23 protein-coding genes and 1 pseudogene are annotated in these 26,132 nt (G+C 74.0%); 19 read left to right on the forward strand and 5 right to left on the reverse strand.

Annotated features, from left to right (window positions below; translation table 11 throughout):
- Positions 1-27 precede the first annotated feature (27 nt).
- From ACFT41_RS13155 to ACFT41_RS13175, 5 genes are all read left to right on the forward strand, one after another.
- On the forward strand, positions 28-195 hold the full coding sequence (locus ACFT41_RS13155) for a DUF4244 domain-containing protein (protein ID WP_077935702.1): 168 nt from the start codon (positions 28-30) through the stop codon (positions 193-195).
- 17 nt (positions 196-212) lie between these two features.
- Positions 213-641 (forward strand): TadE family type IV pilus minor pilin, encoded by a 429-nt coding sequence (locus tag ACFT41_RS13160; RefSeq protein ID WP_377580738.1) that lies wholly within the window; start codon positions 213-215, stop codon positions 639-641.
- A gap of 35 nt (positions 642-676) precedes the next feature.
- Complete coding sequence (locus ACFT41_RS13165; RefSeq protein WP_377580736.1) at positions 677-1,129, forward strand: Rv3654c family TadE-like protein; 453 nt, start codon at positions 677-679, stop codon at positions 1,127-1,129.
- A 186-nt stretch (positions 1,130-1,315) separates the two neighbouring features.
- Positions 1,316-2,689, forward strand: coding sequence for a DUF4157 domain-containing protein (locus tag ACFT41_RS13170; protein WP_377580734.1), 1,374 nt, complete (start codon positions 1,316-1,318; stop codon positions 2,687-2,689).
- A gap of 32 nt (positions 2,690-2,721) precedes the next feature.
- On the forward strand, positions 2,722-3,672 hold the full coding sequence (locus ACFT41_RS13175; protein ID WP_377580732.1) for a transcriptional regulator: 951 nt from the start codon (positions 2,722-2,724) through the stop codon (positions 3,670-3,672).
- Between the two features lie 108 nt (positions 3,673-3,780).
- Here the strand turns inward: ACFT41_RS13175 and ACFT41_RS13180 are convergent, their stop codons facing one another.
- The 3 genes from ACFT41_RS13180 to ACFT41_RS13190 form a co-directional block, all read right to left on the reverse strand.
- Positions 3,781-4,359 carry a hypothetical protein gene (locus tag ACFT41_RS13180; protein WP_377580730.1) on the reverse strand — a complete coding sequence of 193 codons (579 nt, stop codon included), beginning with the start codon at positions 4,357-4,359 and terminating at the stop codon, positions 3,781-3,783.
- Positions 4,360-4,420: 61 nt separating this feature from the next.
- Positions 4,421-4,627, reverse strand: coding sequence for a hypothetical protein (locus ACFT41_RS13185; protein WP_377580728.1), 207 nt, complete (start codon positions 4,625-4,627; stop codon positions 4,421-4,423).
- 153 nt (positions 4,628-4,780) lie between these two features.
- Positions 4,781-7,258 (reverse strand): DEAD/DEAH box helicase, encoded by a 2,478-nt coding sequence (locus ACFT41_RS13190; protein ID WP_377580726.1) that lies wholly within the window; start codon positions 7,256-7,258, stop codon positions 4,781-4,783.
- Positions 7,259-7,390: 132 nt separating this feature from the next.
- Here ACFT41_RS13190 and ACFT41_RS13195 point away from each other — a divergent pair, with 132 nt between their 5' ends.
- The 7 genes and pseudogenes from ACFT41_RS13195 to ACFT41_RS13225 all read left to right on the forward strand — a co-directional run bounded on the left by ACFT41_RS13195 (position 7,391) and on the right by ACFT41_RS13225 (position 16,547).
- Positions 7,391-7,747 (forward strand): STAS domain-containing protein, encoded by a 357-nt coding sequence (locus ACFT41_RS13195; RefSeq protein WP_377580724.1) that lies wholly within the window; start codon positions 7,391-7,393, stop codon positions 7,745-7,747.
- The gene (locus tag ACFT41_RS13200) at positions 7,747-8,181 is read left to right on the forward strand and encodes an ATP-binding protein (RefSeq protein ID WP_377580722.1); all 435 of its coding nucleotides are present in this window, start codon (positions 7,747-7,749) and stop codon (positions 8,179-8,181) included. The genes ACFT41_RS13195 and ACFT41_RS13200 overlap by 1 nt, the downstream gene beginning before the upstream one ends.
- A gap of 376 nt (positions 8,182-8,557) precedes the next feature.
- On the forward strand, positions 8,558-10,942 hold the full coding sequence (locus ACFT41_RS13205; RefSeq protein ID WP_377580720.1) for a sodium-translocating pyrophosphatase: 2,385 nt from the start codon (positions 8,558-8,560) through the stop codon (positions 10,940-10,942).
- A 145-nt stretch (positions 10,943-11,087) separates the two neighbouring features.
- Positions 11,088-11,630: a hypothetical protein gene (locus ACFT41_RS13210; RefSeq protein WP_377580718.1), complete on the forward strand. Its 543-nt coding sequence runs from the start codon at positions 11,088-11,090 to the stop codon at positions 11,628-11,630.
- Positions 11,594-12,316 (forward strand): annotated as a pseudogene (locus tag ACFT41_RS13215) (hypothetical protein); the annotation flags it as partial. The gene ACFT41_RS13210 and the pseudogene ACFT41_RS13215, both read left to right, overlap by 37 nt.
- Before the next feature lie 317 nt (positions 12,317-12,633).
- Positions 12,634-15,477 (forward strand): type I DNA topoisomerase, encoded by a 2,844-nt coding sequence (gene topA / locus ACFT41_RS13220; RefSeq protein WP_377580716.1) that lies wholly within the window; start codon positions 12,634-12,636, stop codon positions 15,475-15,477.
- 104 nt (positions 15,478-15,581) lie between these two features.
- Positions 15,582-16,547: a DUF559 domain-containing protein gene (locus ACFT41_RS13225; protein ID WP_377580714.1), complete on the forward strand. Its 966-nt coding sequence runs from the start codon at positions 15,582-15,584 to the stop codon at positions 16,545-16,547.
- A 75-nt stretch (positions 16,548-16,622) separates the two neighbouring features.
- Here the strand turns inward: ACFT41_RS13225 and ACFT41_RS13230 are convergent, their stop codons facing one another.
- On the reverse strand, positions 16,623-17,939 hold the full coding sequence (locus ACFT41_RS13230; RefSeq protein ID WP_377580712.1) for a D-arabinono-1,4-lactone oxidase: 1,317 nt from the start codon (positions 17,937-17,939) through the stop codon (positions 16,623-16,625).
- 226 nt (positions 17,940-18,165) lie between these two features.
- Here ACFT41_RS13230 and ACFT41_RS13235 point away from each other — a divergent pair, with 226 nt between their 5' ends.
- Entirely contained in the window at positions 18,166-18,750 is a 585-nt protein-coding gene (locus tag ACFT41_RS13235; protein ID WP_377581004.1) for a TetR family transcriptional regulator, read from the forward strand.
- A 94-nt stretch (positions 18,751-18,844) separates the two neighbouring features.
- Here the strand turns inward: ACFT41_RS13235 and ACFT41_RS13240 are convergent, their stop codons facing one another.
- Positions 18,845-20,053 carry an amino acid deaminase/aldolase gene (locus ACFT41_RS13240; RefSeq protein ID WP_377580710.1) on the reverse strand — a complete coding sequence of 403 codons (1,209 nt, stop codon included), beginning with the start codon at positions 20,051-20,053 and terminating at the stop codon, positions 18,845-18,847.
- A 179-nt stretch (positions 20,054-20,232) separates the two neighbouring features.
- Between ACFT41_RS13240 and tmk the strand changes: the two genes are divergently transcribed.
- From tmk to ACFT41_RS13270, 6 genes are all read left to right on the forward strand, one after another.
- Positions 20,233-22,518 (forward strand): dTMP kinase, encoded by a 2,286-nt coding sequence (gene tmk, locus ACFT41_RS13245; RefSeq protein WP_377580708.1) that lies wholly within the window; start codon positions 20,233-20,235, stop codon positions 22,516-22,518.
- Between the two features lie 83 nt (positions 22,519-22,601).
- Positions 22,602-23,813 carry a DNA polymerase III subunit delta' gene (locus ACFT41_RS13250; RefSeq protein WP_377581001.1) on the forward strand — a complete coding sequence of 404 codons (1,212 nt, stop codon included), beginning with the start codon at positions 22,602-22,604 and terminating at the stop codon, positions 23,811-23,813.
- 123 nt (positions 23,814-23,936) lie between these two features.
- Positions 23,937-24,266: a YbaB/EbfC family nucleoid-associated protein gene (locus ACFT41_RS13255; protein ID WP_377580706.1), complete on the forward strand. Its 330-nt coding sequence runs from the start codon at positions 23,937-23,939 to the stop codon at positions 24,264-24,266.
- Between the two features lies 1 nt (position 24,267).
- Complete coding sequence (locus ACFT41_RS13260; RefSeq protein WP_377580704.1) at positions 24,268-24,573, forward strand: hypothetical protein; 306 nt, start codon at positions 24,268-24,270, stop codon at positions 24,571-24,573.
- The gene (locus tag ACFT41_RS13265; protein ID WP_377580702.1) at positions 24,573-25,238 is read left to right on the forward strand and encodes a hypothetical protein; all 666 of its coding nucleotides are present in this window, start codon (positions 24,573-24,575) and stop codon (positions 25,236-25,238) included. The genes ACFT41_RS13260 and ACFT41_RS13265 overlap by 1 nt, the downstream gene beginning before the upstream one ends.
- A gap of 54 nt (positions 25,239-25,292) precedes the next feature.
- Positions 25,293-26,132 (forward strand): stage 0 sporulation family protein, encoded by an 840-nt coding sequence (locus ACFT41_RS13270; protein ID WP_377580700.1) that lies wholly within the window; start codon positions 25,293-25,295, stop codon positions 26,130-26,132.

A 26,132-nucleotide genomic window follows, 5' to 3' on the forward strand; every position in this document is an offset into this window, starting at 1 on the left:
CGGCGACAAGTCGAGAAAGGAACACGCATGCGAAAGCTGCTCGTCCGCCTGCGCGGCGACGCCGGGATGAACACCGCCGAGTACGCCGTCGGCACCCTCGCCGCCGTCGCGTTCGCCGGCATCCTGCTCAAGGTGCTGACCTCGGGCAACGTCCAGTCCGCGCTGACCGCCGTGATCGACCGGGCACTGAAGTGACGCCCCGCCGGCAGGCCGTGCGCGATCGGGGTACGCCGGAGCGCCAGCCAGCATCCGGTCGACGTGGCGGCCGGGCGCGGTGGCGTCCACTCGGTACGCCCCGGGAGCGTGGTTCGTTCACGGCTGAACTGGCCGCCGGCCTGCCGGCGTTGCTGCTGCTCCTGCTCGCCGGTCTCACCGCCGTCAACGCGGTGGCGACGCAGGCCGGCTGCCTCGGGGCGGCCCGGGAGGCGGCGCTGGCCGCCTCCCGGGGCCAGCCCGGCGTCGCGGCGGGCGCGGCGGCGGCACCCGCCGGAGCCGATGTCTCGGTCTCGGTGGGCGGCGGAAGGGTCACCGCGTCGGTACGGGCACCCGTGCGTGCCCTCGGCGCTCGACTGCCCCTCATCACCGTGACCGCTACGGCGGTCGCCGCCGTCGAGCCCGGCGCTCCGGGCCCGCAGCCGTGAGGACGCGCCTCGCGACTATGGGCGCACCGGGCCGGGTGGGGAGCGATCCGGGCAACGGGCGACCCGGCGGGGCCGAGGCGAGCGGGGGGATCGTGGGCCGGCAGCGCGGCGATCGGGGCGGGGCGACGGTGGGATGGCGGCGCGGCGGCGATCGGGGCGGGGCGACCGTGTGTCTGCTCGCCGTCGGGCTGGTGTTCGTGATCGTCGGCGTCTTCGGCGCGGCCGTCGAGGCTGCCCGGGTTGCGCGTCAGCGGGCTGCGGTGGCGGCGGACTTCGCCGCGCTTGCCGCAGCGGCGCAGGCGCTCACCGGCGGCGAGGTGGCCTGCGCGTCCGCCGGTGCCGTCGCTCGGGCGAACGGGGCACGGCTGACCGGCTGCCGGTTCGACGGGCTGGACGCCGTGGTGGCGACGGAGGTGACCGTCACGCCGGTACCCGGTCTCACCCGGGTCGCCACGGCGACCGCCCGCGCCGGCCCGGCCAGGGCATGACGCATCGACGGTGGGGCGCGCGCCCTCACGGGCAACAGGTGTGCCCCGGCGGCTCTCGCGGGGCGGCGTCCCGCGCGCTTAGGTGGGATGACGAAGATCGCCCGGCTCGTCCCGGCCGGCTCGTCGCCCGAGAACGGCCCCACCCGTCCGAACCGGTCCCGCGGAGCCCGTCGAACGGAGACGATCATGCACGCACGGCAGGACCCGGAGCGGCAGCGCCCGCCGGGCTCACCGTCCCGGCCGGGACCCGTCCGGGACGCGGAACCGGCGGCAGCGCAGCCGGCCCACGCCGACCTGGGGCCGGAGGCCCTCACGCCGGCCGTGCTGCCGGGGCTCCAGCGCGTCATCGGCAACGCCGAGGTCGGCCGCCTGCTGGCCGGAGAACAGCCGGTCCAGCGGTCGACGGTGCCGGAGGTGCTGCGTTCTGCGGGGGCGCCGCTCGACGAGACGACCAGGGCCGACATGGAGGCCAGGCTCGGCGCCGACTTCTCCGACGTCCGGCTGCACACCGGCACGGCGGCGGAGCAGTCGGCCGGCGAGATCGGGGCACGGGCCTACACCTCGGGCAACCACGTGGTGATCGGCCAGGGCGGTGCCGACCGGCACACCCTCGCCCACGAGTTGACCCACGTCGTCCAGCAGCGCCTGGGCGCGGTGGACGGCACGGATCGCGGCGACGGGCTGCGGATCAGCGATCCGTCCGACCGGTTCGAGCGGGAGGCCGAGGAGACCGCTACCAGGGCGCTGTCCGCGGCACCACCCTCGCCCGCCGCCGAGTCGGAGCAGCACGACGCGGACACAGGTGGGCGCGAGGTCGGGGCGCCGGCAGTCCAGCGGATGATCGCTGCGGGGGACCCGGCGGACCCCACCCTGCTGGAGTCGAACGATGTTCCCACCTATCCGGCGTTCGCGGGCCTTCCCCAGACGATGATCGCCCAGTTGCAGACGTTGGCCGCTGACGACGAGGAGGTCTACCACGTCGAGGAGGCGCTGGCGGTGGTGCGGAACACGCTGACCGGCGGGGTCAACGTGGTCAGCAGGGGAGAGGCCAACTTCCTGCGTGACCTCGCGAGCCAGCGCGGTCAGGTGTCGGCCTACGACCCGGACATGACGCCGACGGCGCAAGCCACGCTTGCGAGCGTCGGCGTGCCCGCCAACGCGGTGACGCTTCACCAGGCATCCATCACCGCGTTCGGCAACCACGTGCCGCACACCGACATCTTCGTGCCGCACCCGGGGCCGTGGACGAAGCTGACGCCGCCGAACGACCTCGCTTCCTGCCTCGACGAGGTGATGGGGGCCGCAAGCCATGCGTATGTGCTGACCGACAACGAGCCCGGCCAGGGGTTCGCGCAGAGCGTCATCGACAGCATCAACAGGGTCAACAGCGGCAACGCCGGCGTGCCCGGTTATGTACCCCTGACCTTCACCGTCACGGAGCTGAACGTGCCGGAGGGCACCGAGGTCGAGCTCGGAAACCCGAACTTCGACCGGACCCGTGTTTCGCTCACAACCCGGCACAGCCCCAACTACCGGCTGATCCACATCTCCCGCGCCTGAACGCCACCCGCTGCCCGGCTGCGAAAGAACCCGTGCTGACCAGATTCCTCGCGATCTGGGTAAACGCTGGGCCTGCCCAGCCGGCACCGGCCCTCGGCGACCTGCGGAACGCGGTCAACCACTCCTGGCTGAGTTTCCAGCACGCCCGGTACGCCGAACTGGTCCGGGCGCTGCCGAAGCTGCTGCTCGACGCCCAGCAGGCCCGGACCGCCCACCCCGACGCCCCGGAGAGCGCACGCCACCTGGCCGAGGCGTACCAGATCGCGTCGGCGGTGATGCGCAAGCTCGGGGTCGACGACCTGGCGTGGCTGGCCGCGGACCGGGCCCTGGTGGTCGGCCAGGCCGCCGCCGATCAGCTTCTGACGGGAGCCGCCGCCGTGCAGCTTGGGTACGCGCTGCTGGCTCAGGGGCAGGCCCGGCACGCGATGGAGATCAGCATCGCGGTGGCTCACCAGATCGCGCCGCCGGACCCGCTCGCCAGCCGCGCCGACCACCTTTCCGTCTGCGGGACGCTGCTCGTCGTGGCCGCGCGCGGGGCCGCCACCCTCGGGCACGTCGACAGCGTCGACGAACTGCTCGGCCAGGCCGGCGCAGCGGCGGAGGTCGTCGGCGACGGGCAGGACCACTATCGGACGTCGTTCGGTCCCACTGCCGTCGAACTGGCCCGGGTGGCGGCGATGGTCGATCTCGGCGCGGGCCTCATCGACTCCGCCGCGCATCGGCGGCTCGTGGCGGGCACCGCCTTCCAGCGGTTGCCGCCGGAGCGCCGGGCGGCCCACCTGCTCGACGCGGCGTACGGGTTCATGCAGGCCGGCGACGTGGCCGGCGCGGCCGAGGCGGTGGTGAGCGCCGACCGGGTGGCGGCGGCGGAGGTCCGTAGCCGGCCGGTGGGGCACGCGTTGGTGGCGGCCGTCCTCCGCCGGTCACCGGCGGCGAGCGCCGACGTCCTGCGCCTGGCCGAGCAGATGGGCGTGGTGGTGTGAGCAGTCCCGTCCCGGCCCCGGCCGCTCAGCGGGGCCGGGACCGAAAGTCGGCGGCCGGACCGGAGGCCGTCGGCCCCGGGGCTCACAGTCAGGCCAGCGGTCCCCGGGTCAGCGGCTCTGGAGGGCGTCCAGGCCGATCGCCATGGCGATGACGAGCCGGCGGTCGATCTGCGGGTTCTGCACCTCGACGACGTACCGGTCGCGCAGGCCCCACTTCTTGATGACCGAGAACACCGGCTGGCCGCCGGCGGTGAAGTCGAAGTGGTACGGCAGCCAGGACAGCGAGTCGACGAACCGGCGCAGCAGCGCCACCGGCATGCTGCGTTCCTGGCCGGTGATCTGCGGCAGGCCGGCCTGCTCGACGTGCCACGTGGAGCGCAGCAGCGACTGGGCGAAGTCCTTGCGGAACAGCCCGATCGGGGTGCCGGCGTGGTCGGTCACGTCGTACGTCGCGCCGAGGTCCAGCCGCTGCCGGGCCTTGAAGCCGAGCAGCGGCTGCTGCTTGCTGTCGTCGGTGTAGATGGTCACCTGTTCCTTGAACGCCAGCCGCTTCTGCTGCGCGAACGCCAGCAGCCCGCCTTCCGAGCCGTCGGGGGCGACGGAGTGGACCTCGTACTGGTTGACCATCATCCGGATCCGCTGCCGGATGTGGAACTGCTGCTGGTGCTGCAAGGTGTCGAGCTGCATGAGAACTCCTCCAAAGGGTCGCCGGAGTCTCGCACAGCCGCCCCCACGCCGCCCGCCGGCGTCAGCGCCCGCCGTCGACGGTCGCCTTGAGCGCCCACGTGTTGAGCACCTGGTGGATGCTGCGCAGCCGTTCGTTGATCTGCTCCAGCCGCTCCGCCTGGGCGAGGGTCGCCATGGCGGCACCGAGGGCGATCTGCTGGTCGGGGGTGAGGTGCTCCTGGTCGATGGTGTAGAGCAGGTCGACGGTCTCGGCGATGGTGTCGGCCACGACTCCTCCTCCGGCGGCTAGAAGGGCGATCTCAGCGTAGTGGGGTGGGTGCGTGACATGGAAGCGTTCCCATGTATCAATGCCCATCGCGGTTGACGGTCATGCACGCTCGCCCCGAAAGGCGGGTCGTCGCCCCGAAAGGCGGGTGGTCGCCTACGACGACGCCCGGTCACCCTGCCGAGGCAGCGCGGCCCCCGAGCTGGCCGGCGCGGGCAGGTTGGCCAGCACCACGTCGAGGACCCGCAGCGCGCCCGGCTTGGACAGCGGATTGTTGCCGTTGCCGCACTTCGGGGACTGGACGCAGGACGGGCACCCCGCCTCGCAGCCGCACTCGGCGATCGCGTCGCGGGTGGCCCGCAGCCACTGGGCGGCCGTGCCGTACGCCCGCTCGGCGAAGCCCGCCCCGCCCGGGTGCCCGTCGTAGACGAAGACGGTCGGGGCCTCGGTGTCCGGGTGCAGCGCCGTCGACAGCCCGCCGATGTCCCACCGGTCGCAGGTGGCCATCAGCGGCAGCAGCCCGATCGCGGCGTGCTCGGCGGCGTGCAGCGCCCCGGGCACGTCGGCCGGCTCGACCCCGGCCGCCGCCAGCGACTCCGGGGAGAGGGTGAACCACACGGCTACGGTGCGCAGCTCGCGGGCCGGCAGGTCCAGCGGCCGGGTGTCGATGACCTCGCCGGAGGAGATCCGCCGCCGCTGGTACGACACGACCTGGCTGGTCACGTCCACCTCGCCGAGGAAGAGCCCGACGGGCCCGGCGTCGACGTACGAGCGGACCGACGCCACGGTGAGCGAGGTGACGTCCCGGGCGTGGGTGGACCAGTCGGGTTCCTCCGGGTGCACCAGCGCGCACCCGTCGTCGAGGTCCAGCGAGTCGACCACGTACGACACGCCCTGGTGCAGGTGAACCGCGCCCTGGTGGACGAGGAAGTGGGCCGAGCCGCCGTCGACGGTGCCGAGCAGCCGCCCGGTGGCCGCCTCGACCACGCAGACCGGGGCCCCGCCCTCGCCGCGCAGGTCCACCTCGGGGCGCTCCCGGTGCCGCCAGTACCAGCCGGTCGGCCGCTGCCGCAGCGCGCCGGCCGCGACGAGCGAGTCGACGGCCTCCTTGGCACCGTCGCCGAAGAGGTCCAGGTCAGCCGGGGTGAGCGGGGCCTCGGCCGCCGCGCAGGCGAGCTGCGGGGCGAGCACGTACGGGTTGGCCGGGTCGAGCACGGTGGCCTCGACCGGGCGGCCGAACAGGGCGTCGGGGTGGTGCACCAGGTAGGTGTCCAGCGGGTCGTCGCGGGCCACGAGGACGGCGAGGGCCTCGCCGCCGGAGCGCCCCGCCCGCCCGGCCTGCTGCCACAGCGACGCCCGGGTGCCGGGCCAGCCGCAGATCAGCACGGCGTCCAGGCCGACCAGGTCGACGCCGAGCTCCAGCGCGTTGGTCGAGGCGAGCCCGAGCAGGTTGCCGTGGAACAGGGCCCGTTCCAGCTCGCGCCGCTCCTCGCGCAGGTAGCCGGCCCGGTAGGCGGCCACCCGGTCGCCGAGCCCGGGGACGGCCTCGTCGAGGGCGCGGCGCGCGGTGGCGGCCACCACCTCCGCGCCCTTGCGGGACCGGACGAAGGCGAGGGTGCGTACGCCGGAGGCGACCGCGTCGGCGAGCAGGTCGGCGGTCTCCCGCAGCGCGGACCGGCGCACCGGCGCGAGGTCGACGCCCCCGGCCGCCTGGTCGCCGCGCCCGGGAACCTGCTGCCCGGCCCCGGGAGCCTGGCCGCCGGGAGCCTGGTCGCCGGGCAGCAGCGGCGGCTCCCACAGGGCGAACGTCACCCCGCCGCGCGGGGAGGCGTCGTCGGTGACGGCCGCGACGGGCAGGCCGGTGAGCCGCCCGGCCGCCGTCGCCGGGTCGCCCGACGTGGCGGAGGCCAGCAAGAACACGGGGGTACGCCCGAAACGCGCGCACTGGCGGCGCAGCCGGCGCAGCACGTGCGCGACGTGGGAGCCGAACACGCCCCGGTAGGTGTGGCACTCGTCGACGATCACGTACGCCAGCCGGCGCAGGAAGCCCGACCAGTGGGCGTGCCCGGGGAGGATCCCGTGGTGCAGCATGTCGGGGTTGGTCAGCACGAACCGGGAGTGCCGACGGATCCACTCCCGCTCGGCGCGCGGGGTGTCCCCGTCGTAGGTGGCGGGGCGTACCCCGTCGAGTTCCAGGCCGGCGACGGCGCGCAGCTGGTCGGCGGCGAGCGCCTTGGTCGGCGCGAGGTAGAGCACGGTGGCCCGGGGGTCGGCGAGCAGGGTGGCCAGCGCGGGAAGCTGGTACGCCAGGGACTTGCCGGACGCCGTGCCGGTGGCGACGACGACGTGCGTGCCCGCGTACGCCAGGTCGGCGGCCTCGGCCTGGTGCCGCCACGGCGCGACGACGCCGCGTCGGGCGAACGCCGCGCGCAGTTCCTCGGGGGCCCACTGCGGCCACGGCACCCGCTCGCCGGGTCGGGCCGGCACCCGCTCGACGTGGGTGACCGGGTCGGCGTCGGCGTCGGAGCCGGTGCGCGCGCGCAGCCGACGCAGCAGCTCGGCCGGGGCCGCGCCGGGCGGGCGGTCGGGGCCGTGGCCTGCGGCTACGGTGGCTGCGGGGGGCACGTCCTGCACTCTCGCACAGTTGTTCGGAGTCGACTGGCGGGGGTCTGGGTAAGGGGGAGCCTTCGCCGGTGACCTCGCGGACGGTTTCGGCGGAGATGGTTAGATGCCCAGGAGAGTTTACGACTCTTGCGAGGAGGACCGATGGAGCTGTCGCTGGCGACCCGTGCCGTGGGGGAGCACACGGTGCTCGAGGTCGGCGGTGAGGTCGACGTCTACACGGCCCCTCGCCTGCGGGAACGGCTCCTGGAGCTGATCGACGGCGGGGCCCGGCACGTCGTGGTCGACCTGGGTCGGGTCGACTTCCTGGACTCCACGGGCCTGGGTGTGCTGGTCGGCGCGCTGAAGCGGTTGCGCGCGGCGGGCGGCAGCTTCGCGCTGGTCTGCGGCAAGGAGCCGCTGCTCAAGATATTCCGGATCACCGCGTTGGATCAGGTCTTCCCGTTGTATCCGACCGTCGACACGGCGATCGGGGCGGGCCCGACCGGCGCCGGCGTCTGATGGCGACGGTCCGGCTCTCCTTCTCGCCGGCCCCGGTGCACGTGCGCACCGCCCGGCTGGTCGGCGTCGCGGTGGCCCGCCGCGCCGGCGTCCGTGAGGACCTGCTCGACGAGGTGCGGCTGGCCATCGGTGAGGCGTGCACCCGGGCGGTGGCCCTGCACCGGCAACATCACGTGCCGGACCCGGTGCTCGTGGAGATGTCCGACAGCGGGGCGTACGCGGTGCGGGTGGTGGACCGCGCGCCGATCGAGGCGAGCATCGGCCTGGCCGCGCTGGACGCCGACCAGCTCGCCAACGAGTCGCTCGACGAGGACGACCTGACCACCGGCGTGGGCTTCGCGCTGCTGGCCGGCTTCGTCGAGGACCTCCAGGTGCGCCCCGTCGACGACGGCGTCGGCACCGAGGTCCGCATGGTGTGGCCGGTGCACCGCTGACCCTTGGCTCAACGACCGCTGATCGCATGATCAGTCACCCGAGCTGACTACGCGCACAGTCCACTGATTCGCTGCTCAGGGCCACACTCCCGCACGGGAGGGTGGCCCGTTCGTCGTGGTCGGGGCTTATATCAGAATTCTTCTCGTAACACAGCGACGAAGATCATCCGGACACGGTGCCCCTCAATGTGACCTCTGGCACTACGGAGGGCTACAGTACGCGGGTTGTCAGCAAGTGATCCTCCCCGCAGCCAGCGGGTATGGGTGTTCATCGCTGGTCCGCTGGAGTGGGTTGGCGCGCTTGCGAGTCCGCATCCAGGCGTCGGTCCGTGCGTCTCCACCGGCCGGCGCGAGTGTTCGGTACAGGAGGACACAGATGTCCGGGACCATGGCCGCCGACGGCGGCGCACTGTCCCTTACCGGAGCCAACCTGACGTACGTCGTCATCGCCGCGGTCATCGCGCTGGTGGCACTCGTCTTCGCCGCCGCCTTGACCAAGGCCGTGCTGGCAGCCGGTAAGGGCACCACCAAAATGCAGGAGATCTCCGGGGCGGTACAGGAGGGGGCCTCGGCCTACCTGCTCCGGCAGTTCAGGACCCTCGCGATCTTCGTGGTGATCGCCGTGGTGCTGCTCTTCCTGCTGCCGGTGCACGACACCGACGGCAGCGAGCTGGCGGTGAAGATCGGCCGGTCCGCCTTCTTCGTGGTGGGCGCCCTGTTCAGCGCGTTCATCGGCGGCGCCGGCATGTGGCTGGCCACCCGCGCGAACCTGCGGGTCGCCGCAGCGGCCCGGGAGGCGACCGGCGGCCGGGAGGGCGCCATGAAGATCGCCTTCCGCACCGGCGGTGTGGTCGGCTTCCTCACCGTCGGCCTCGGCCTGTTCGGCGCGGCGCTCGTCGTCCTGCTGTTCAAGGGCGACGCCCCGACCGTGCTGGAGGGCTTCGGCTTCGGCGCCGCCCTGCTCGCCATGTTCATGCGGGTCGGCGGCGGCATCTTCACCAAGGCCGCCGACGTCGGCGCCGACCTGGTCGGCAAGGTCGAGCAGGGCATCCCCGAGGACGACCCGCGCAACGCCGCCACCATCGCCGACAACGTGGGCGACAACGTCGGCGACTGCGCCGGCATGGCCGCCGACCTCTTCGAGTCGTACGCGGTCACCCTCGTCGCCGCGCTGATCCTCGGCCGGGCCGCGTTCGGCAACGACGGCCTGGTCCTGCCGCTGATCATCTCCACGATCGGCGTGCTGGTGGCGATCGTCGGCGTCTTCATCACCCGGCTGCGCGCCTCCGACCGTAACGGCCTCACCGCGATCAACCGGGCGTTCTACCTCTCCGCCCTGTTCTCCGCGGTGCTGGTGGCGATCGCCTCCTTCGTCTACCTCAAGCCGACCTGGGCCGACCTGCTCGGGCCCGAGTGGCGGGCCAGCCTCGGCGTCGACGGCGGCGACCCGCCGCTGGGCCCGCGCGGGGTGACCATCGCCGCCGTGATCATCGGCATCGTGCTGGCCGCCGCGATCCAGGCGCTCACCGGCTACTTCACCGAGACCAACCGCCGCCCGGTGCAGGACATCGGCAAGAGCTCGCAGACCGGCCCCGCGACCGTCATCCTCGCCGGCATCAGCGTCGGCCTGGAGTCGGCCGTCTACTCGGCGCTGCTGATCGGCGCGGGCGTCTTCGGTGCGTTCCTGCTGGGCGGCGGCTCCATCACGCTGTCGCTGTTCGCGGTGGCGCTGGCCGGCACCGGCCTGCTCACCACCGTCGGCGTGATCGTCGCGATGGACACCTTCGGGCCCATCTCCGACAACGCCCAGGGCGTGGCGGAGATGTCCGGCGACATCGACGAGAACGGCGCCCGGATCCTCACCGAGCTGGACGCGGTCGGCAACACCACCAAGGCGATCACCAAGGGCATCGCGATCGCCACCGCGGTCCTCGCGGCGACGGCGCTGTTCGGCTCGTACACCGACACGCTGCGCACGGCGTACTCGGACGCGGGTGTCGGCGACGTCGGCGCGGAGATCCTCAACTCGCTGAACGTGGCGAACCCGCGCAACCTCGTCGGCCTGATCATCGGCGCGGCGGTGGTCTTCCTCTTCTCGGGGCTGGCCATCAACGCGGTCTCCCGCTCGGCGGGCGCCGTCGTGATGGAGGTACGCCGGCAGTTCCGCGAGCTGCCCGGGATCATGGACGGCACCCAGCGCCCCGAGTACGGCAAGGTCGTCGACATCTGCACCCGGGACGCGCAGCGCGAGCTGATGACCCCCGGCCTGCTCGCCATCCTCGCCCCGATCGCCGTCGGCTTCGGCCTCGGGCCGGGCGCGCTGGCGGCGTACCTGGCCGGGGCGATCGGCGCCGGCACCCTGATGGCGGTCTTCCTGTCCAACTCCGGCGGCGCCTGGGACAACGCCAAGAAGCTCGTCGAGGACGGGGCGTTCGGCGGCAAGGGCTCCGACTCGCACGCCGCCACGGTCATCGGCGACACCGTCGGCGACCCGTTCAAGGACACCGCCGGCCCGGCCATCAACCCGCTGATCAAGGTGATGAACCTGGTCTCGCTGCTGATCGCGCCGGCCGTCGTGGCGTGGAGCGTCGGCGACGACCGCAACGTCGGCCTCCGGGTCGGCATCGCGGTGGTGGCCACGCTGATCATCGTGGCGGCGGTGGTGTTCAGCAAGCGCAAGGGCATCGCGATGGGCGACTCCGACGACAGCGGCGCCGGCACCGGCAGCGCCGACCAGCGGCCGGAGACGGTCAACGCCTGAGCGGTGACACAGCGGGTTCCCGGCCGGTCCACCATCGTCGGCCGGGAACCCGCACACCCGTGGCGGCCGGGGCGGGTCAGGGGCGGGCCGGGAGGCGGCAAACCGACCCGTGGCACAACGGCGCCGAGGCCGTACGCTGCAACGCATGCGCACGTGCCGGGCGGCGACCGCCGGAAGGTTCACGGTGGTCCTCGCCACGCTCGTCCTGGCGCTGGCCGCGTGCGGCGGCGGCCCCAGCCCGCGGGCGTGGGCGGCGTCGGTCTGCGAGGCGCTCACCCCGTGGCGGGCCGAGATCAACAAGCTGACCAGCAGCACCCAGCAGCAGATGACCGCGCAGACCACCCCGGCGCAGGCGAAGGAGAACCTGGTGCGACTCTTCGCCGGCGCGGAGGACGCCAGCGAGACCGCCCGCCGCAAGATCGACCAGGCCGGCGTCCCGGAGGCCGAGCACGGCGAGGAGATCTCGGCCCGCTTCCAGGCGTCCCTGGGCAAGGTGCGCGACGCGTACGGCCGGGCCCGGGACACCATCGACGGGCTGGGCACCGGCGAGGCCACCGCCTTCTACGACGGGGTGCGCACGGCCGTGGAGACCCTCGACAAGGAGTACGACGCCAGCGCGCTGGACACCAGCCGGCTCGACTCCGAAGAACTCCGGCAGGCCTTCGACGAGGTCCCGGAGTGCCGCTGACGTCCCCCGACCGACCACCCGACCCGGTGCGGCAGCTCTCCCTGTTCGGCGCCGAGGCGGCGGACCCGTCCGTCGCCGACCTGGCCGGCCTGCTCGCCGGGCCGGGGGAGGTGTCCCGGATGGGCGGCACCGCCCGGCTGTCGATCGTGCTGGACGCCGCCTGGCGGGTGCACGTGCTCGTCGCCGAACTGTCCCGGCGCGGCGTCGTCGCGACCTGGGAGGCGACCGCCGACGGCCGGCACCTGGTGCGCACCTCGTACGCGAGCACCCTGGCACCGCTCGCGCTGGCCTGGCTGCGCGACCCGCCCTCCGCCAGCCCGCCGCCCTCCGCCAGCCCGCCGCCCTCCGCCAGCCCGCCGCCGTCCGCCGGACCGGCAGCGGGGGAGGTGAAACAGCCGCCCACCGGGTTCCACCTCAACGGCCGGCGGCTGCGGCTCTGGGTGGCCGCCGCCGGGGCCGCCGACCCGCCCGGGTTCCTGCTCCGCCTCGGCGCCGCGGACGAGCGCTGCCGGGGACCGGTCGGCGCGGCCCTGGCCGCCGTCGGCCTGCCGGCGGTGCTGCTCGACGCGCAGGCGGGCGGTCCGGCGTACCGGATCACGGGCCGTCGCCGGCTGGCCCGCCTCGCCGACCTCATCGGCGACCGCCCGCCCGCCGCCCCCGCCGCCGACTGGCCCGCCGCGCCCTGACCGGCCTCCCCCGGGTGTCCGATCAAGGACACTCCGGCCGTCGACCCGCAGCGGCGGAGCGGCTGGTCGGACCTCCACCGAGAGGCGGCCTCGTCACGGTGACCCGCCCGAGGGCCTACCCACGGTGTACGGTGGCGCCGTCCGGCAAGACCGTCGCCGGTGCCCGGGAGGCGCGGTGGGCGGTTTGCCGCCCGCGAGACCCGGAACGCGGGCGGCGCGTTACGTTGGACATCCGGACCGCCGGCGGTTCCGGCGGACCGAGAGTGGTCCGTGCCCCGGATCGGCCGGCCACGAGCAGGAGTGAGGTCGCAGGAGACGTGCCGAGCAACGCCAGGACCACCCGTCTGGTCATCGTCGAGTCACCGGCGAAGGCCAAGACGATCTCGGGCTATCTCGGCCCGGGGTACGTCGTGGAGGCCAGCTTCGGTCACGTCCGCGACCTTCCGCGCAACGCCGCCGACGTGCCCGCCAAGTACAAGGGCGAGCCGTGGGCCCGCCTCGGGGTGGACGTCGACAACGGTTTCCACGCCCTCTACGTGGTCTCGCCCGACCGCAAGCAGCAGATCAGCAAGCTGGTGAAGCTGGCCAAGGAGGTCGACGAGATCTTCCTGGCGACGGACGAGGACCGCGAGGGCGAGGCGATCGCCTGGCACCTGGTGGAGACCCTGAAGCCCAAGGTGCCGGTCAAGCGGATGGTCTTCCACGAGATCACCAAGCCGGCGATCCAGGCGGCGGTGGCCAACCCCCGCGAGATCGACCGGGACCTGGTCGACGCCCAGGAGGCCCGGCGCATCCTCGACCGGCTCTACGGCTACGAGGTCTCCCCGGTGCTGTGGAAGAAGGTCATGCCGAAGCTCTCGGCGGGCCGGGTGCAGTCCGTGGCGACCCGGATCGTGGTCGAGCGGGAGCGGCAGCGGATGGCGTTCCGCACCGCCGAATACTGGGACGTCCTGGCCACCCTCGCCGTGGCGAAGCCGGGCGAGGGGCCACGCACCTTCAACGCCACCCTCGTCGCGCTCAACGGCGACCGGATCGCCGCCGGCAAGGACTTCGAGCCGACCACCGGCCGGGTGCGGCCCGGCGCGGGCGTCGTGCACCTCGACGAGGGCGGGGCACGGGGGCTGGCGGCCCGCCTTGCGGGGCGGCCGTTCACGGTCACCCGGGTCGAGGAGAAGCCCTACCGCCGCCGCCCGTACGCGCCGTTCATCACCTCCACGCTCCAGCAGGAGGCGGCCCGCAAGCTGCGCCTCTCGTCGCAGCAGACGATGCGCACCGCGCAGCGGCTCTACGAGAACGGCTACATCACCTACATGCGTACCGACTCGGTGAACCTGTCGGAGACCGCCATCGCGGCGGCCCGTCGGCAGATCGTCGAGCTGTACGGCGAGCGCAGCGTGCCGCCGGAGCCGCGCCGATACACCGGCAAGGTGAAGAACGCGCAGGAGGCGCACGAGGCGATCCGCCCGGCGGGGGACAACTTCCGCACCCCGGGCGAGGTGGCCAGGGAGCTGTCCGGCGAGGAGTTCAAGCTCTACGAGCTGATCTGGCGGCGCACCATCGCCTCGCAGATGACCGACGCGGTCGGTTCCAGCGTCTCGGTCCGGATCCGGGCCGTCTCCTCCGCCAGCGAGGAGGCCGACTTCGGCGCGACCGGCAAGACGATCACCGACCCGGGCTTCCTGCGCGCGTACGTCGAGTCGTCCGACGACGAGAACGCCGAGGCCGAGGACGCCGAGCGCCGGCTGCCCAACCTGGTCAAGGACCAGCCGCTGACCGCCGACGCGCTGGCCGCCCAGGGCCACCACACCCAGCCGCCGTCGCGGTACACGGAGGCGTCGCTGGTCAAGGCCCTGGAGGAGCTGGGCATCGGCCGCCCGTCCACCTACGCGTCGATCATGCAGACCATCCAGGACCGGGGGTACGTGAGCAAGCGCGGCCAGGCGCTCATCCCGTCGTTCCTGGCGTTCGCGGTGATCGGCCTGCTGGAGCGGCACTACCCCCGGCTGGTCGACTACAACTTCACCGCCAGCATGGAGAACGAGCTGGACGAGATCGCCGGTGGCGACCACGCCGCCGTCGACTTCCTCACCGCGTTCTACTTCGGCAGCGCCAACGGGGCCGGCGACCAGACGATCGCCCACGCCGGCGGGCTGAAGAAGCTGGTGACGGAGAACGTCAGCGAGATCGACGCGCGCAGCGTCAACTCGATTCCCCTGCACACCGACGACGAGGGCCGCGAGGTCGTCGTCCGGGTGGGGCGCTACGGTCCGTACCTCCAGCGGGAGCTGCCCGGCGGCGAGCCGGCGGCCCACGGCGAGGGCGAGGAGGGCGGCGGCCAGGGCGACCGGGCGCCGATCCCCGAGGGGCTGGCCCCCGACGAGCTGACCCCGGAGAAGGTGCACGAGCTGTTCCTCGGCGGGGGCGGCGAGCGAAAGCTCGGCGACGACCCGGCCACCGGGGAGCCGATCCTGCTCAAGTCCGGCCGGTTCGGCCCGTACGTGGCCAGCGGCGAGCGGAAGTCGTCGCTGCTGCGTACGCAGACGCCCGACTCGCTCACCCTCGCCGAGGCGCTGAAGCTGCTCAGCCTGCCCCGGCTGATCGGGGTGGCCCCCGACGGCGTCGAGGTCTTCGCCAACAACGGCCGTTACGGCCCGTACGTCAAGCAGGGCGACGAGTTCCGCTCGCTGGACTCGGAAGACAAGATGTTCACCGTCACGCTGGACGAGGCGCTGGCCCTGCTGGCCGCCCCGAAGACCCGCCAGCGGCGGGCCACCGCGCCGCCGCTGCGGGAGATGGGTGTCGACCCGCTGACCGAGAAGCCGCTGGTCATCAAGGACGGCCGGTTCGGCCCGTACGTGACGGACGGCGAGTTCAACGCGTCCCTGCGGCGCGGGCAGACCCCGGAGGAGCTGACCGTCCAGGAAGCCTCCGAGATGCTCGCCGAGAAGCGCGCGAAGGGCCCGGCCCCGAAGAAGAAGGCGGCGGCGAAGAAGGCCCCCGCCGCGAAGAAGACGGCGACGGCTGCGAAGTCGACGGCGGCGAAGAAGACCACCGCCGCCACGAAGACGACGGCGACCAAGGCCACGGCGGCGAAGACCACCGCCGCCACGAAGACGACGCCGACCAAGAAGGCGGCACCCCCCAAGAAGGCCACCACTTGAGATCTTGGAAGATCTGGGCCCCTGGAGGGGCCGCATTCTTCCAAGATCTCGCCGTTGTCCACAGGGGCAGCGGGGCGGGCAGGTGGTCGGGCAGGGTTCTGTGCGTGGGCTTTGGGGACGGGCGGACTTGGGCGGGGTGGCGGCGGGCGCTGCCGGGCGACGACGCCGACGAGCTGACCTGGCTCCTCTTCCATCAGGAGGAGGTGATCAGCCTCGGCCAGGCGCTGCGGCATCTGTCCCGCAAGGCGATCCGGCACCGTGTCGACAGCCACCGTTGGCGGCAGGTGCACCGGGCCGTGTTCGTGACCCACAACGGCCCGGTGAGTGCTGATCAGCTCCGGTGGATCGCCGTGCTCGCCGCCGGGCCGGCCGCGGTGCTCGGTGGGCTGACCGCCGCCCAGGCAGGGGGACTGCGCGGCTTTCCCGGCAGCCCCGTCCACCTGCTGCTGCCGGCTGCCTGCCGGCGAGGGACGCTGCCGCCGGGAGTCGTGGCGCACCGGACGACCTGCCTGCCGGACGAGGATGTGCTCGCCGTCGGGCAGCCGCGCCGGACGATGCCGGCCCGGTCGATCGTCGATGCCGCGCAGTGGGCTGGCAGCGACGACGAGGCCAGGGCGGTGATCGCCGCCGGCTTCCAGCAGCGCCTGGTCGGGGGTGACGAACTGCGGCAGGTGCTCGACCGGCTGCCCCGGGCCCGCAGGCGGAGGCTGATCCTGCGCACCGCCGCAGACGCGGCCGGGGGCGCGCACTCCCTCGCCGAGCTGGGCTTCCTGGGCCTCGTCCGGCGCGCGGGGCTGCCCGAGCCGACCCGGCAGAAGGTTCGGTACGACAGCACCGGCCGGCGTCGCTACCTCGACGCCTACTTCGACGAGTGGGGGGTGCACGTCGAGATCGACGGTGGCCAGCACCTCGACTCCCGTGCGGCGTGGGCCGACATGCGCCGGCAGAACGCGCTCTGGATCGACGGTGACCGGGTGCTCCGCTTCCCGTCCTGGGCCGTCCGCGACCGCCCCGAAGAAGTGGTGGATCAGCTACGCGCAGCCCTGCGCGCCGCCGGCTGGCCCGGCTGACGCGGTTGAGGAAATCTTGGAAGATTCTGGCCCCTCCAGGGGCCGTTTCCTTCCAAGATCCGCGCGGTCTTCCCGTCAGCGGCCCAGGAGGGTGGTCAGGTGGGGGGTGGCGAAGACCGAGAGGGGGTCCAGGCGGGTGCGGAGGGCCTGAAAGTCGGCGAACTTCGGGTACGCCGGGGCCAGCGACTCCGCATCGCGCCAGTGCAGCTTGCCCCAGTGGGGGCGACCGCCCAGGTCGGCGGCGACCTCCTCGACGGCCCGGAAGTACGGCTCGTACGGCGCACCGAGGTACTGGTGGACGGCGATGTACGCGGAGTCGCGCCCGTACCCGTGGGAGAGCCAGATGTCGTCGGCGGCGGTGAACCGGACCTCGACCGGGAACTGCACCTTGAACGGGAGCCCGTCGACGATGCGGCGCACCCCGGCCAGGGCCTCGGGCAGGGCGGCGCGCGGCACGCCGTACTCCATCTCCATGAAGCGGACCCGGCGCGGGGTGCAGAAGACCGTGTCGGAGCGGCCGGTGTAGGTGCGTTCGCTGAGCGCCCGGGCGGAGGCCGCGTTGATCGCGGGCACCAGGCGCGGCACGGCGCGGCCGAGCCGGCAGAGGCCGGCGAAGACGGTGTTGGACAGGAAGTCGTCGTCCAGCCAGGCCCGCCAGCGGGGCAGCGGCCGGTCGTCGGCGGGCACCCGGTCGTTGGTCTTGAGCTGCACCCGGTCGGTGTAGGGGAACCAGAAGAACTCGACGTGGTCGTGCGCGGCGACCAGCGACGGCAGGTCGGCGAGGACGTCGTCGAGCGGGGCGGGGCGCTCGTGGGCGCGCAGCACGAAGGCGTCCACGACGCGCAGGGTCACCTCGGTCAGCACGCCGAGGGCGCCGAGGGAGACGCGGGCGGCGGCGAAGACGTCCGGGTGCTCGTCGGGGGCGCAGCGCAGCACCTCCCCGGTGCCGGTGACCAGGGTGAGCGCCTCGACGAAGGTCGACAGGCAGCCGTACGCTGCGCCGGTGCCGTGGGTGCCGGTGGAGATCGCCCCGGCGACGGTCTGCGCGTCGATGTCGCCGAGGTTGGGCATCGCCAGCCCGTGCTCGGCGAGCAGGGCGTTGAGGCGGTGCAGCGGCATCCCGGCCGGTACGGTGACCAGGCGTCGGTCGCGGTCGACCCGGACTTCGGTGTCGAGGTCGGCCAACTCCATCCGGCGACCGTCGGCGCACGCCACGGCCGTGAAGGAGTGGCCGCTGCCGACGGGCCGGATCCGCGCACCGTCGGCGGCGGCGGCCTGGACGGCGGCGGTGACGTCGGCGATCGTACGGGGGCGGAGAATGGCGGTGGCGGTGCTGCGCTGGTTGCCGGCCCAGTTGCTCCAGTGGGGGCTCGGCGGGGTGGTGCTGCCCATGGGGCGCTCCTCGACGTGAACGTGAGATGTCTTCATATCAGGAACGTTGTGCCTGGTAAATACCGCAATCCAGGTCCGCTCGTTGTACCGGTAGTCACGTATTCGTGACGTGTAGATATGTTCATCCGTCGAAGGGGGGTGGCGCCGAGTGTCCACACCAGCCGCCACGACCGGGCCGTTGCGCCGGGTGCCGGTCCAGGGTCGAAGCGTCGCGCGGGTCCAGCGGATGCTGGACGCGTGCGCCGAACTCGTCGACGAGGTGGGGTACGAGGGACTGACCACGACCCTGCTCGCCGAGCGCGCCGAGGTGGCGATCGGGTCCGTCTATCAGTTTTTCCCGGACAAGCGGGCGATCGTGCAGGCGCTGACCCTGCGCACGATGGAATCCTACCTCCAGCGGCTCGACGAGCGGTTCGCCTCGGACGACCTGACGCACTGGTGGGACGGCGTCGACGCGGGGATCGACGAATACATCACGATGCACCGTACCGTCCCCGGGTTCCGTACCCTGCACTTCGGCGACGTGGTCGACCTGCACCTGCTGGACGAGCAGCGCGACAACAACGGCGTGATCGCCGACCAGCTCGCCCGGGTGCTCACCGAGCGGTTCGGGATGGTCGACGAGCCGCGCCTGCGGTTCTGCCTGGAGATCGCCGTCGAGGCCGCCGACGCCCTGATCAAGCTGGCGTTCCGCCGCAACGCCGAGGGCGACGAGCGGGTGCTCGCCGAGGCCAAGGCGCTCATCCGCGAATACCTGCACCGGCACGTGGAGGCGTCGGCCGCCGCCGCTGCCACCACCCCCACCTCCTGAGCCGGCGGGGCGGGCGCCACGCCTGCCCGGCGGCTGGCCGGGGGTGGCCGTCGGGCGGCTGGAGGAAGTCGGGCGGCTGCTGGAAGCCCGGCGGCTAGAGGAAGGCGTGGCCCTCCCCCCGGTAGGTGGGGATGGTCGCGACCACCCGGTCGCCGTCGACCAGGTGCAGCTCGTTGACGCGCTCGCACAGCTCGCCGGCCTTGGCGTGCCGGAACCAGACCCGGTCGCCGACGCGCAGCCCGGCGGCTGCCGGGCCGGTCAGCGGGGTCTGCACCTCACCGGCGCCCTCCGCGCCGAGGAGCTTCAGCCCGGCCGGCAGCCAGGGGGTGGGCAGCCGGTTGCCGGCGGGCGGGCCGGAGGCGATCCAGCCGCCGCCGAGCACGGTCGCCAGCTCGGGCGTCGGCCGGCGGACCACCGCGCAGGCGAAGAACGTGGCCGGGGTGGGGCGCCAGGCCCGGTACGCGTCGAACAGCGTCGGCCCGTACAGGCCCGATCCCGCGGTGACCTCGGTGACCGCGGGATCGGCGCTGGTCGCCGCCACGCTGCCGGTGCCGCCGCCGTTGACGAACTCCAGGTCGGCGTGTTCGCGTACCGCTGCCACCGCCGCGCCCCGGCGGGCCAGCAACTCGCGGTACGACCCGCGCTGGGCGGCCCGGATCGCGGCGGCCAGCGCCGCCCGCCCCGGCGGGGCGTCGCCCAGCCCGGCGATCTGCGCCTCGTACGACATGAGGCCGACCAGCCGGAAGCCCGGCCGGGCGGTGATGGCGGCGGCGAGCGCGCCGGCCGCCCGGGCGCTGTGCACCGGCGAGCGGCGCACCCCGACGTGCACCCGCCCGCCCAGGGGTCGCCAGGACGCGTCCAGGTCGATGCAGACCCGCAGCGCGGGCCGGCGGGCCGGCGGGCACACCGCGTCGACGAGGTCGAGCTGGTCGGTCCCGTCGACCATCAGCGTGACCGCCCCGGCGCGTCCCTCGTCGGCGGCCAGTTCGGCGAGCGCCCCCCGGTCGGCCGTGGGGTACGCCACCAGCGCGTCGTCGGTCACCCCGGCGCGGACGAGCCAGCTCGCCTCGGGCAGCGTGAACGCCATCACCCCCCGCCAGCCGGGGCGGCCCAGCACCCGGCGCAGCAGCTCGCGGGACCGGACGGACTTGCTGGCGACCCGGATCGGCTTGCCGCCGGCCCGGGTGGGCAGGGCTGCCGCGTTGGCGTCGAACGCCGCCAGGTCGACCACCGCGTACGGCGGGTCGAGGTGGGCGGTCGCCCGCTCCAGGCGTTCGCGCAGATTGTCGCCTTCGCTGGTCACGTGTGCACGCTAACTGCCGATCGGTCAATTGTGAAAGTGCCTCGCGTCTGCCGGCGTACTTCCTCCCGGCGGCACCCGGGACACGGGCGGCGGCCGGTGGCGTGTGCGGCCTAGGCTCGGCGAGCAGGCACTGTCACGGGCGGGAAGTCCCCCGGCCGGGACTAGAGTGTTCCACCGGGATGCCCAACGTTGGGCCGGCACGTGGAGGTACGGCCATCGAAAGCCAGAACAGCGGCGAGTCGCCCGGCGTTTCGCCGTCGGCCGGCCCACCCGACGGCGAGGACACCGGCCGCACCGACGCCCAGGCGACCGGGCAGCCGGCCGGGACGCAGCCGGCCGACCGGTCCGGGGCCGCCGCGATCCGCTCCGTGCTGCGCATCCGGCCGTTCCGCCGGCTCTGGATCGTGCTCGGCGCCGCCTCCTTCGGCGACTGGCTCGGACTGCTCGCCACGTCGGTCTTCGCCGCCGCCCAGGTCTCCGGCAGCACCGCCCAGGGCGCCGCGTTCGGCACCCTGATCGCGATCCGCCTGCTGCCCGCGCTGATCCTCGGCCCGGTGGCCGGCGTCCTCGCCGACCGGTTCGACCGGCGCTGGACCATGGTCATCTGCGACGTGCTGCGCTTCCTGCTCTTCGCCTCCATCCCGCTGTTCGCGCTCACCGGGGCCAGCGGCGGGCTGGTGGTCGGCTGGGCGGCGATCGCCACCTTCCTGATCGAGACGATCACCCTGCTCTGGATCCCGGCCAAGGAGGCCGCGGTCCCCAACCTCATCCCGCGCGCCCGGCTGGAGGCGGCCAACCAGCTCACCCTGATCACCACGTACGGGCTGACCCCGATCGCCGCCGCGCTCGGCCTCGCCCTGCTCGACCGCAGCGTCCGGGCGGCCACCGGCGGCGAGATGCCGTCCTGGGCCGAGCCGGCGCAGCTCGCGCTCTGGTTCAACGCGTTCTCCCGGCTCGCCACCGCCCTGGTCGTCGCCTTCGGGATCAAGGAGATCAGCCAGGCGCAGGCCAGCGAGGCGGAGCGCACCGAGCAGGGCGTCATGCGCCAGTTCACCGAGGGCTGGAAGTACATCGGCCAGACCCCCCTCGTACGCGGCCTGGTGCTCGGCATCTTCGGCGCGTTCGCCGGCGGCGGCATCGTGATCGGCACGGCCAAGTTCTTCGCCGCCTCCCTCGGCGCCGGTGACGCCGCCTTCTACCTGCTCTTCGGCGCGATGTTCATCGGCCTCGCCCTGGGCATCGGGCTCGGCCCGATGATCGTCCGGGACATGTCCCGGCGGCGGTGGTTCGGCATGAGCATCGTGCTGGCCAGCGCGTCCGTGCTGGTGCTCGCGTTCGCCGTGCACCTGTCCATGGCGATGCTCGGCGCGATCCTGGTCGGCGCGGGCGCGGGAATGGCCTTCCTCGCCGGCACCACGCTGCTCGGCGGCGAGGTCGCCGACGAGGTACGCGGCCGGGTCTTCGCGGTGGTGCAGATCGGCACCCGGCTGGTGCTGATCCTCGCCATCGCGCTGAGCAGCCTCCTCGTCGGCGTCGGCGGCTCCCGCAAGCTGACCATCGCCGACCTCGGCATCTCCGTCTCCTCCACCCGGCTGCTGCTGCTCGCCGCCGGTGCCGCCGGCATCTTCGCCGGCATCAGCGCCTTCGGCCAGATGGACGACAAGAAGGGCGTCCCGGTCCTGGCCGACCTGTGGGGGTCGATCCGGGGCCGCCCGCTGATGCCGGCCGAGCACTTCGTCTCCAGCGGGCTCTTCGTGGTCTTCGAGGGCGGCGAGGGGGCCGGCAAGTCCACCCAGCTCGCCACGCTCGCCGAGCGGCTGCGCGGGCAGGGGCGCGAGGTGGTGGTGACCCGGGAGCCGGGGGCCACCGAGGTCGGCGCCCGGATCCGCGCGCTGCTGCTCGACGCTACCGCCGAGGGCCCGTCCCCGCGCGCCGAGGCGCTGCTCTACGCCGCCGACCGGGCGCACCACGTCGCGACCGTGGTCCGGCCGGCGCTGGTCCGGGGCGCGGTGGTGATCAGCGACCGGTACGTCGACTCGTCCCTGGCGTACCAGGGGGCCGGGCGGACGCTCCCCGTCGACGAGGTCTCCTGGCTCTCCTCCTGGGCCACCGGCGGGCTCAAGCCCGACCTGGTGGTGCTGCTCGACGTCGACCCGCACACCGGCCTGTCCCGGGTCGCCGCCCGCAGCGAGGGGGCCGACCGGCTGGAGGCCGAGTCCGTCGCCTTCCACGAACGGGTCCGGTACGCCTTCCTCGACCTTGCCGCGAACGACCCGAAGCGCTACCTGGTGCTGGACGCGTCCCGCCCGGTCGAGGAGACCGCCGCGCTGGTCGCCCGGCGGGTGGGGGAGTTCCTGGTCGACCCGTCCGGGATCGTGCACCCCCGGCCCGCCCAGGGGCCGGACACCTCGGTGCAGCCCGAGTTATCCGACTCGGAGCTGGTGACGATGGAGCACCGGACCTGATGCCGGGCGCCCCCACCGACGCGCCGGACACTTCCGCCGGAACGCCGGACACCTTCACCGGCACGCCGGGGGTCTCCGCCGCAGTGCCGGGGGTCTTCGCCGACCTGGTCGGGCAGGACGAGGCGGTCGCCACGCTGCGCCGGGCCGCCGCGTCGGCCGCCGCCCAGCTCCGGCAGGCCGCCCCCGGCGAGGATCCCGCCGCCGACCCAGGGGCCGGGATGACCCACGCGTGGATCTTCACCGGGCCGCCCGGCTCGGGCCGCTCGGTGGCCGCCCGCGCCTTCGCCGCCGCCCTCCAGTGCGCGTACGGCACCGGGTGCGGCACCTGCCCGGGGTGTCACACCACCATGGCCGGCACCCACGCCGACGTGCGGCTGGTGGCACCCGAGGGGCTCAGCATCGGCGTCGGTGAGATGCGCGCCCTGGTGCTGCGGGCGGCCAGCACCCCGTCCGGCGGGCGCTGGCAGGTGGTGATCATCTCCGATGCCGACCGGCTCACCGAGGCGGCCGGCAACGCGTTGCTCAAGGCCGTCGAGGAGCCGCCGCCCCGCACGGTGTTCCTGCTCTGCGCCCCGTCCACCCACCCCGACGACGTCTCGGTGACGATCCGGTCGCGCTGCCGGGTCGTACCGCTGCGGCAGCCCGCGCCCGAGGCGGTGGCCGAGGTGCTGGTCCGCCGGGACGGGATCGCGCCGGACGTGGCGCGGTGGGCGGCGGCGGCCGCGCAGGGGCACGTGGGCCGGGCCCGGCGGCTCGCCGGCGACCCGCAGGCCCGCAGCCGGCGCGACGCCGTGCTCGCCGTGCCGCGCCGGCTGACCGGGGTGGGTGCCGCCTTCGACGCGGCGTCGGCGCTGATCGAGGCCGCCGAGGCGGAGGCCGCCGCGTCCGTCACCGAACTCGACGAGGCGGAGAAGGTCGCGTTGCAGACGGCGCTCGGCGCGGGCGGCACCGGCCGGGGCGCGGCCGGCGCGATGCGTGGCGCCGCCGGCCAGCTCAAGGACCTGGAGAAGCGGCAGAAGTCGCGGGCCACCCGGGCCCAGCGCGACGCCCTGGACCGGGCCCTGGTCGACCTTGCCGGCTTCTACCGCGACGCGCTCGTCGCGGCCCTGCGCGCGCCGGTCGCCCCCGTGCACACCGACACCGCCGCGTTGGCCGAGGCGGGCGCGCAGAAGTGGCACGCCGCAGGGGCGCTGCGCCGGCTGGAGGCCGTGCTGGAGTGCCGGTCCGCCATCGAGGCCAACGTCAAGCCGCGCATCGCCGTGGAGGCGATGATGCTGGCCCTCTGGAAGGGCTGAACCGCCCACCCCTGCTCCGTCCACAGGGCATCGACAGGCCCGATTGGTGTGCGGTACGGTCCGGTGATGCCATGGTGACCGTGGCGGCACACTCAGTGAGTGCACTGCCGGGAGGAGTCCGCGATGCCTCGGGGGGAGATCGACGAGGCCTGGATCGAGGAGGCGGTGCGGCGCTACCGCCGCATCGAGGCTCTGCAGGCCGAGTTCGACCAGGCGGTGGCGACCGTGGAGGTCACCGTGCGTTCCCCGGACGGGCTGGTCGAGGTGGTGGTCACCGCCGACGGCCGGATCACCGACGTGCGCTTCCTCGGCCCGCTGCACCAACGCCACCACCGCGACGTCGCCGCCTCCGTGCGCGCCGCCGTGGCCGCCGCCGCCGACGCGGCCCAGTGGGCCCGGGAGAAGCTGCACAACGAGACGTTCGCGGCCTACCGGCCGCTCGCGGGGGCCTGACGTGGACGAGCTGCGCGCCCTCGCCGCCCGGCTGGACGAGGCGAGCGCCACCCTGGAGACGCTGGCCCGTGCCGTGACCGCCACCGACCCGCCGCACCCGGCGTTCGGCGCGCACGTCCCCGGCCGGCCCGGCGAGATCGGCCGCGCGCTGCACCGGCGGTGGACCGACGCCACCGGAGACCGGGCCCGGGAGGCGACCGTCGCCGCGTCCCGGCTCGCCGCCGCCGCGTCCGCCGTGCGCAGCGCCGCCGACCGATACTCGGGCGTCGACGACGCCGTCCGCCGCCGGCTCGGCCGGGAGCTGTGATGGACGCCCTCGACCGCCTCGCCGAGCCGGGGCTCGACCTGCTCGGCCGCGTCGACACGCTGCTCGCCGGCGGGGCACCCGAGGGGCACCGGCTCTGGCCGCTGCTGCGCCGCATACAGGTGCTCCCCGGCGACGCCGTGCGGGGCTTCCTCGACCTGCACCCGGCCCCGCTGACCGGCGCCGGCCACGCGGTGCGCGGGCTCGTCCGGGCGTACGACGAGGTGTGCCGCACCCTCACCGACCCCGCCGCCTGGTCCGGGCCGGCCGCCTCGGCGTACGACCAGGCGCGCGCGGGCCTGCTGCGCCACCTCGACGAGGGCCCGGAGAGCCTGGTGGGCCGGCTGGAGGCCACGGCCGGCTACGCCGACGCCCTCGCCGACTGGGTGGAGGGCAGCCGCCTCGCGCTGGCCCGCGCGCTCGCCGACGTGCTCGGTTCCGCCGAGGCGGTGCGGGTGCGCGCCGCCACCGTCTCGGGCGCCGAGCCCGGCGGGGCGGGGCTGCTCGCAGCGGCCGACATCGCCCACCGGGTGCTGGCCGTGCTCGGCGTGGCGTACGACGGGGCGGAGACGCTGCTGCGCCAGTGGTCGCCGAGCCTCGCGGAAACCACCTGGCGCGGGTCGACGCCCACCGGCCTCTACCACGACTCCCCGCTGCGGGTGCGGTGACCGGCGGTGACGCGGGGGTGGGTGCCGGGCGGCACCGCGTCGTAGGGTGAAGGCATGGGCATGCTCTGCGCGGTCAGCTTCAACCGGTACGGGCGCCTCTACTACCTCGACCCGGGCGAGTTCCGCCCGCAGGTGGGCGACCGGGTGCTGGTCCCCACCGACGACGGCCCCGAGGTCGCGGAGTGCGTCTGGGCCGCGCAGTGGGTCGGCGAGGACACCGACGGCTTCCCCCGGCTCGCCGGCCTCGCCACCGACGACGACCTGCGCCGCGACGAGGTCCTTCGGCGGCGCAAGGCCGAGGCGAAGGTGGCCGCGAAGCGGCTGATCCGCGAGCACGGCCTGCCGATGAAGGTGGTCGCCGTGGACCACGTGCTCGCCACCGCCGACGGTGGCGGGGACCGCACCACGGTCTACTTCACCGCCCCGCACCGGGTCGACTTCCGGTCCCTCGTGCGCGACCTGGGAGCCACCCTGCACTGCCGGGTCGAGCTGCGCCAGCTCTCCGCCCGCGACTCCGCGCGGGTGCAGGGCGGCATCGGCTCCTGCGGGCGCGACCTGTGCTGCGCCACCTTCCTCACCGACTTCGAGCCGGTGACGATCCGGATGGCCAAGGACCAGGACCTGCCGCTCAACCCGCTGCGCATCTCCGGGGCCTGCGGCCGGCTGATGTGCTGCCTCAAGTTCGAACATCCGCTATACCAGAAGTTCCAGGAGTCCGCCCCGCCCGTCGGCAGCCGGGTGTCGACCTCCGAGGGCGACGGCCGCGTGGTCGGCCACAGCGTCCCCCGCGACGCGGTGACCGTGCGGCTGGACGCCGACGGCTCGCGCTCCATGTGCTCCCGCGCCGCCGTCTGCGGCTCCCGCCAGGCCCACGACCAGAGCTACACCACCTGA

The organism is Micromonospora sp. NPDC057141 (assembly GCF_042670805.1).
Classification (GTDB): domain Bacteria; phylum Actinomycetota; class Actinomycetes; order Mycobacteriales; family Micromonosporaceae; genus Micromonospora.

Bases quoted from the DNA above. Each gene is read 5' to 3' on its own strand.
- ACFT41_RS13205 (WP_377580720.1), top strand. From the start codon at position 8,558: ATGTCCGGGACCATGGCCGCCGACGGCGGCGCACTGTCCCTTACCGGA.
- ACFT41_RS13270 (WP_377580700.1), top strand. From the start codon at position 25,293: ATGGGCATGCTCTGCGCGGTCAGCTTCAACCGGTACGGGCGCCTCTAC.
- tmk (WP_377580708.1), top strand. From the start codon at position 20,233: ATGCCCAACGTTGGGCCGGCACGTGGAGGTACGGCCATCGAAAGCCAG.
- ACFT41_RS13265 (WP_377580702.1), top strand. From the start codon at position 24,573: ATGGACGCCCTCGACCGCCTCGCCGAGCCGGGGCTCGACCTGCTCGGC.
- ACFT41_RS13210 (WP_377580718.1), top strand. From the start codon at position 11,088: ATGCGCACGTGCCGGGCGGCGACCGCCGGAAGGTTCACGGTGGTCCTC.
- ACFT41_RS13230 (WP_377580712.1), bottom strand. From the start codon at position 17,939: ATGGGCAGCACCACCCCGCCGAGCCCCCACTGGAGCAACTGGGCCGGC.
- ACFT41_RS13235 (WP_377581004.1), top strand. From the start codon at position 18,166: ATGCTGGACGCGTGCGCCGAACTCGTCGACGAGGTGGGGTACGAGGGA.
- ACFT41_RS13195 (WP_377580724.1), top strand. From the start codon at position 7,391: ATGGAGCTGTCGCTGGCGACCCGTGCCGTGGGGGAGCACACGGTGCTC.
- ACFT41_RS13255 (WP_377580706.1), top strand. From the start codon at position 23,937: ATGCCTCGGGGGGAGATCGACGAGGCCTGGATCGAGGAGGCGGTGCGG.
- ACFT41_RS13200 (WP_377580722.1), top strand. From the start codon at position 7,747: ATGGCGACGGTCCGGCTCTCCTTCTCGCCGGCCCCGGTGCACGTGCGC.
- ACFT41_RS13155 (WP_077935702.1), top strand. From the start codon at position 28: ATGCGAAAGCTGCTCGTCCGCCTGCGCGGCGACGCCGGGATGAACACC.
- ACFT41_RS13180 (WP_377580730.1), bottom strand. From the start codon at position 4,359: ATGCAGCTCGACACCTTGCAGCACCAGCAGCAGTTCCACATCCGGCAG.
- ACFT41_RS13170 (WP_377580734.1), top strand. From the start codon at position 1,316: ATGCACGCACGGCAGGACCCGGAGCGGCAGCGCCCGCCGGGCTCACCG.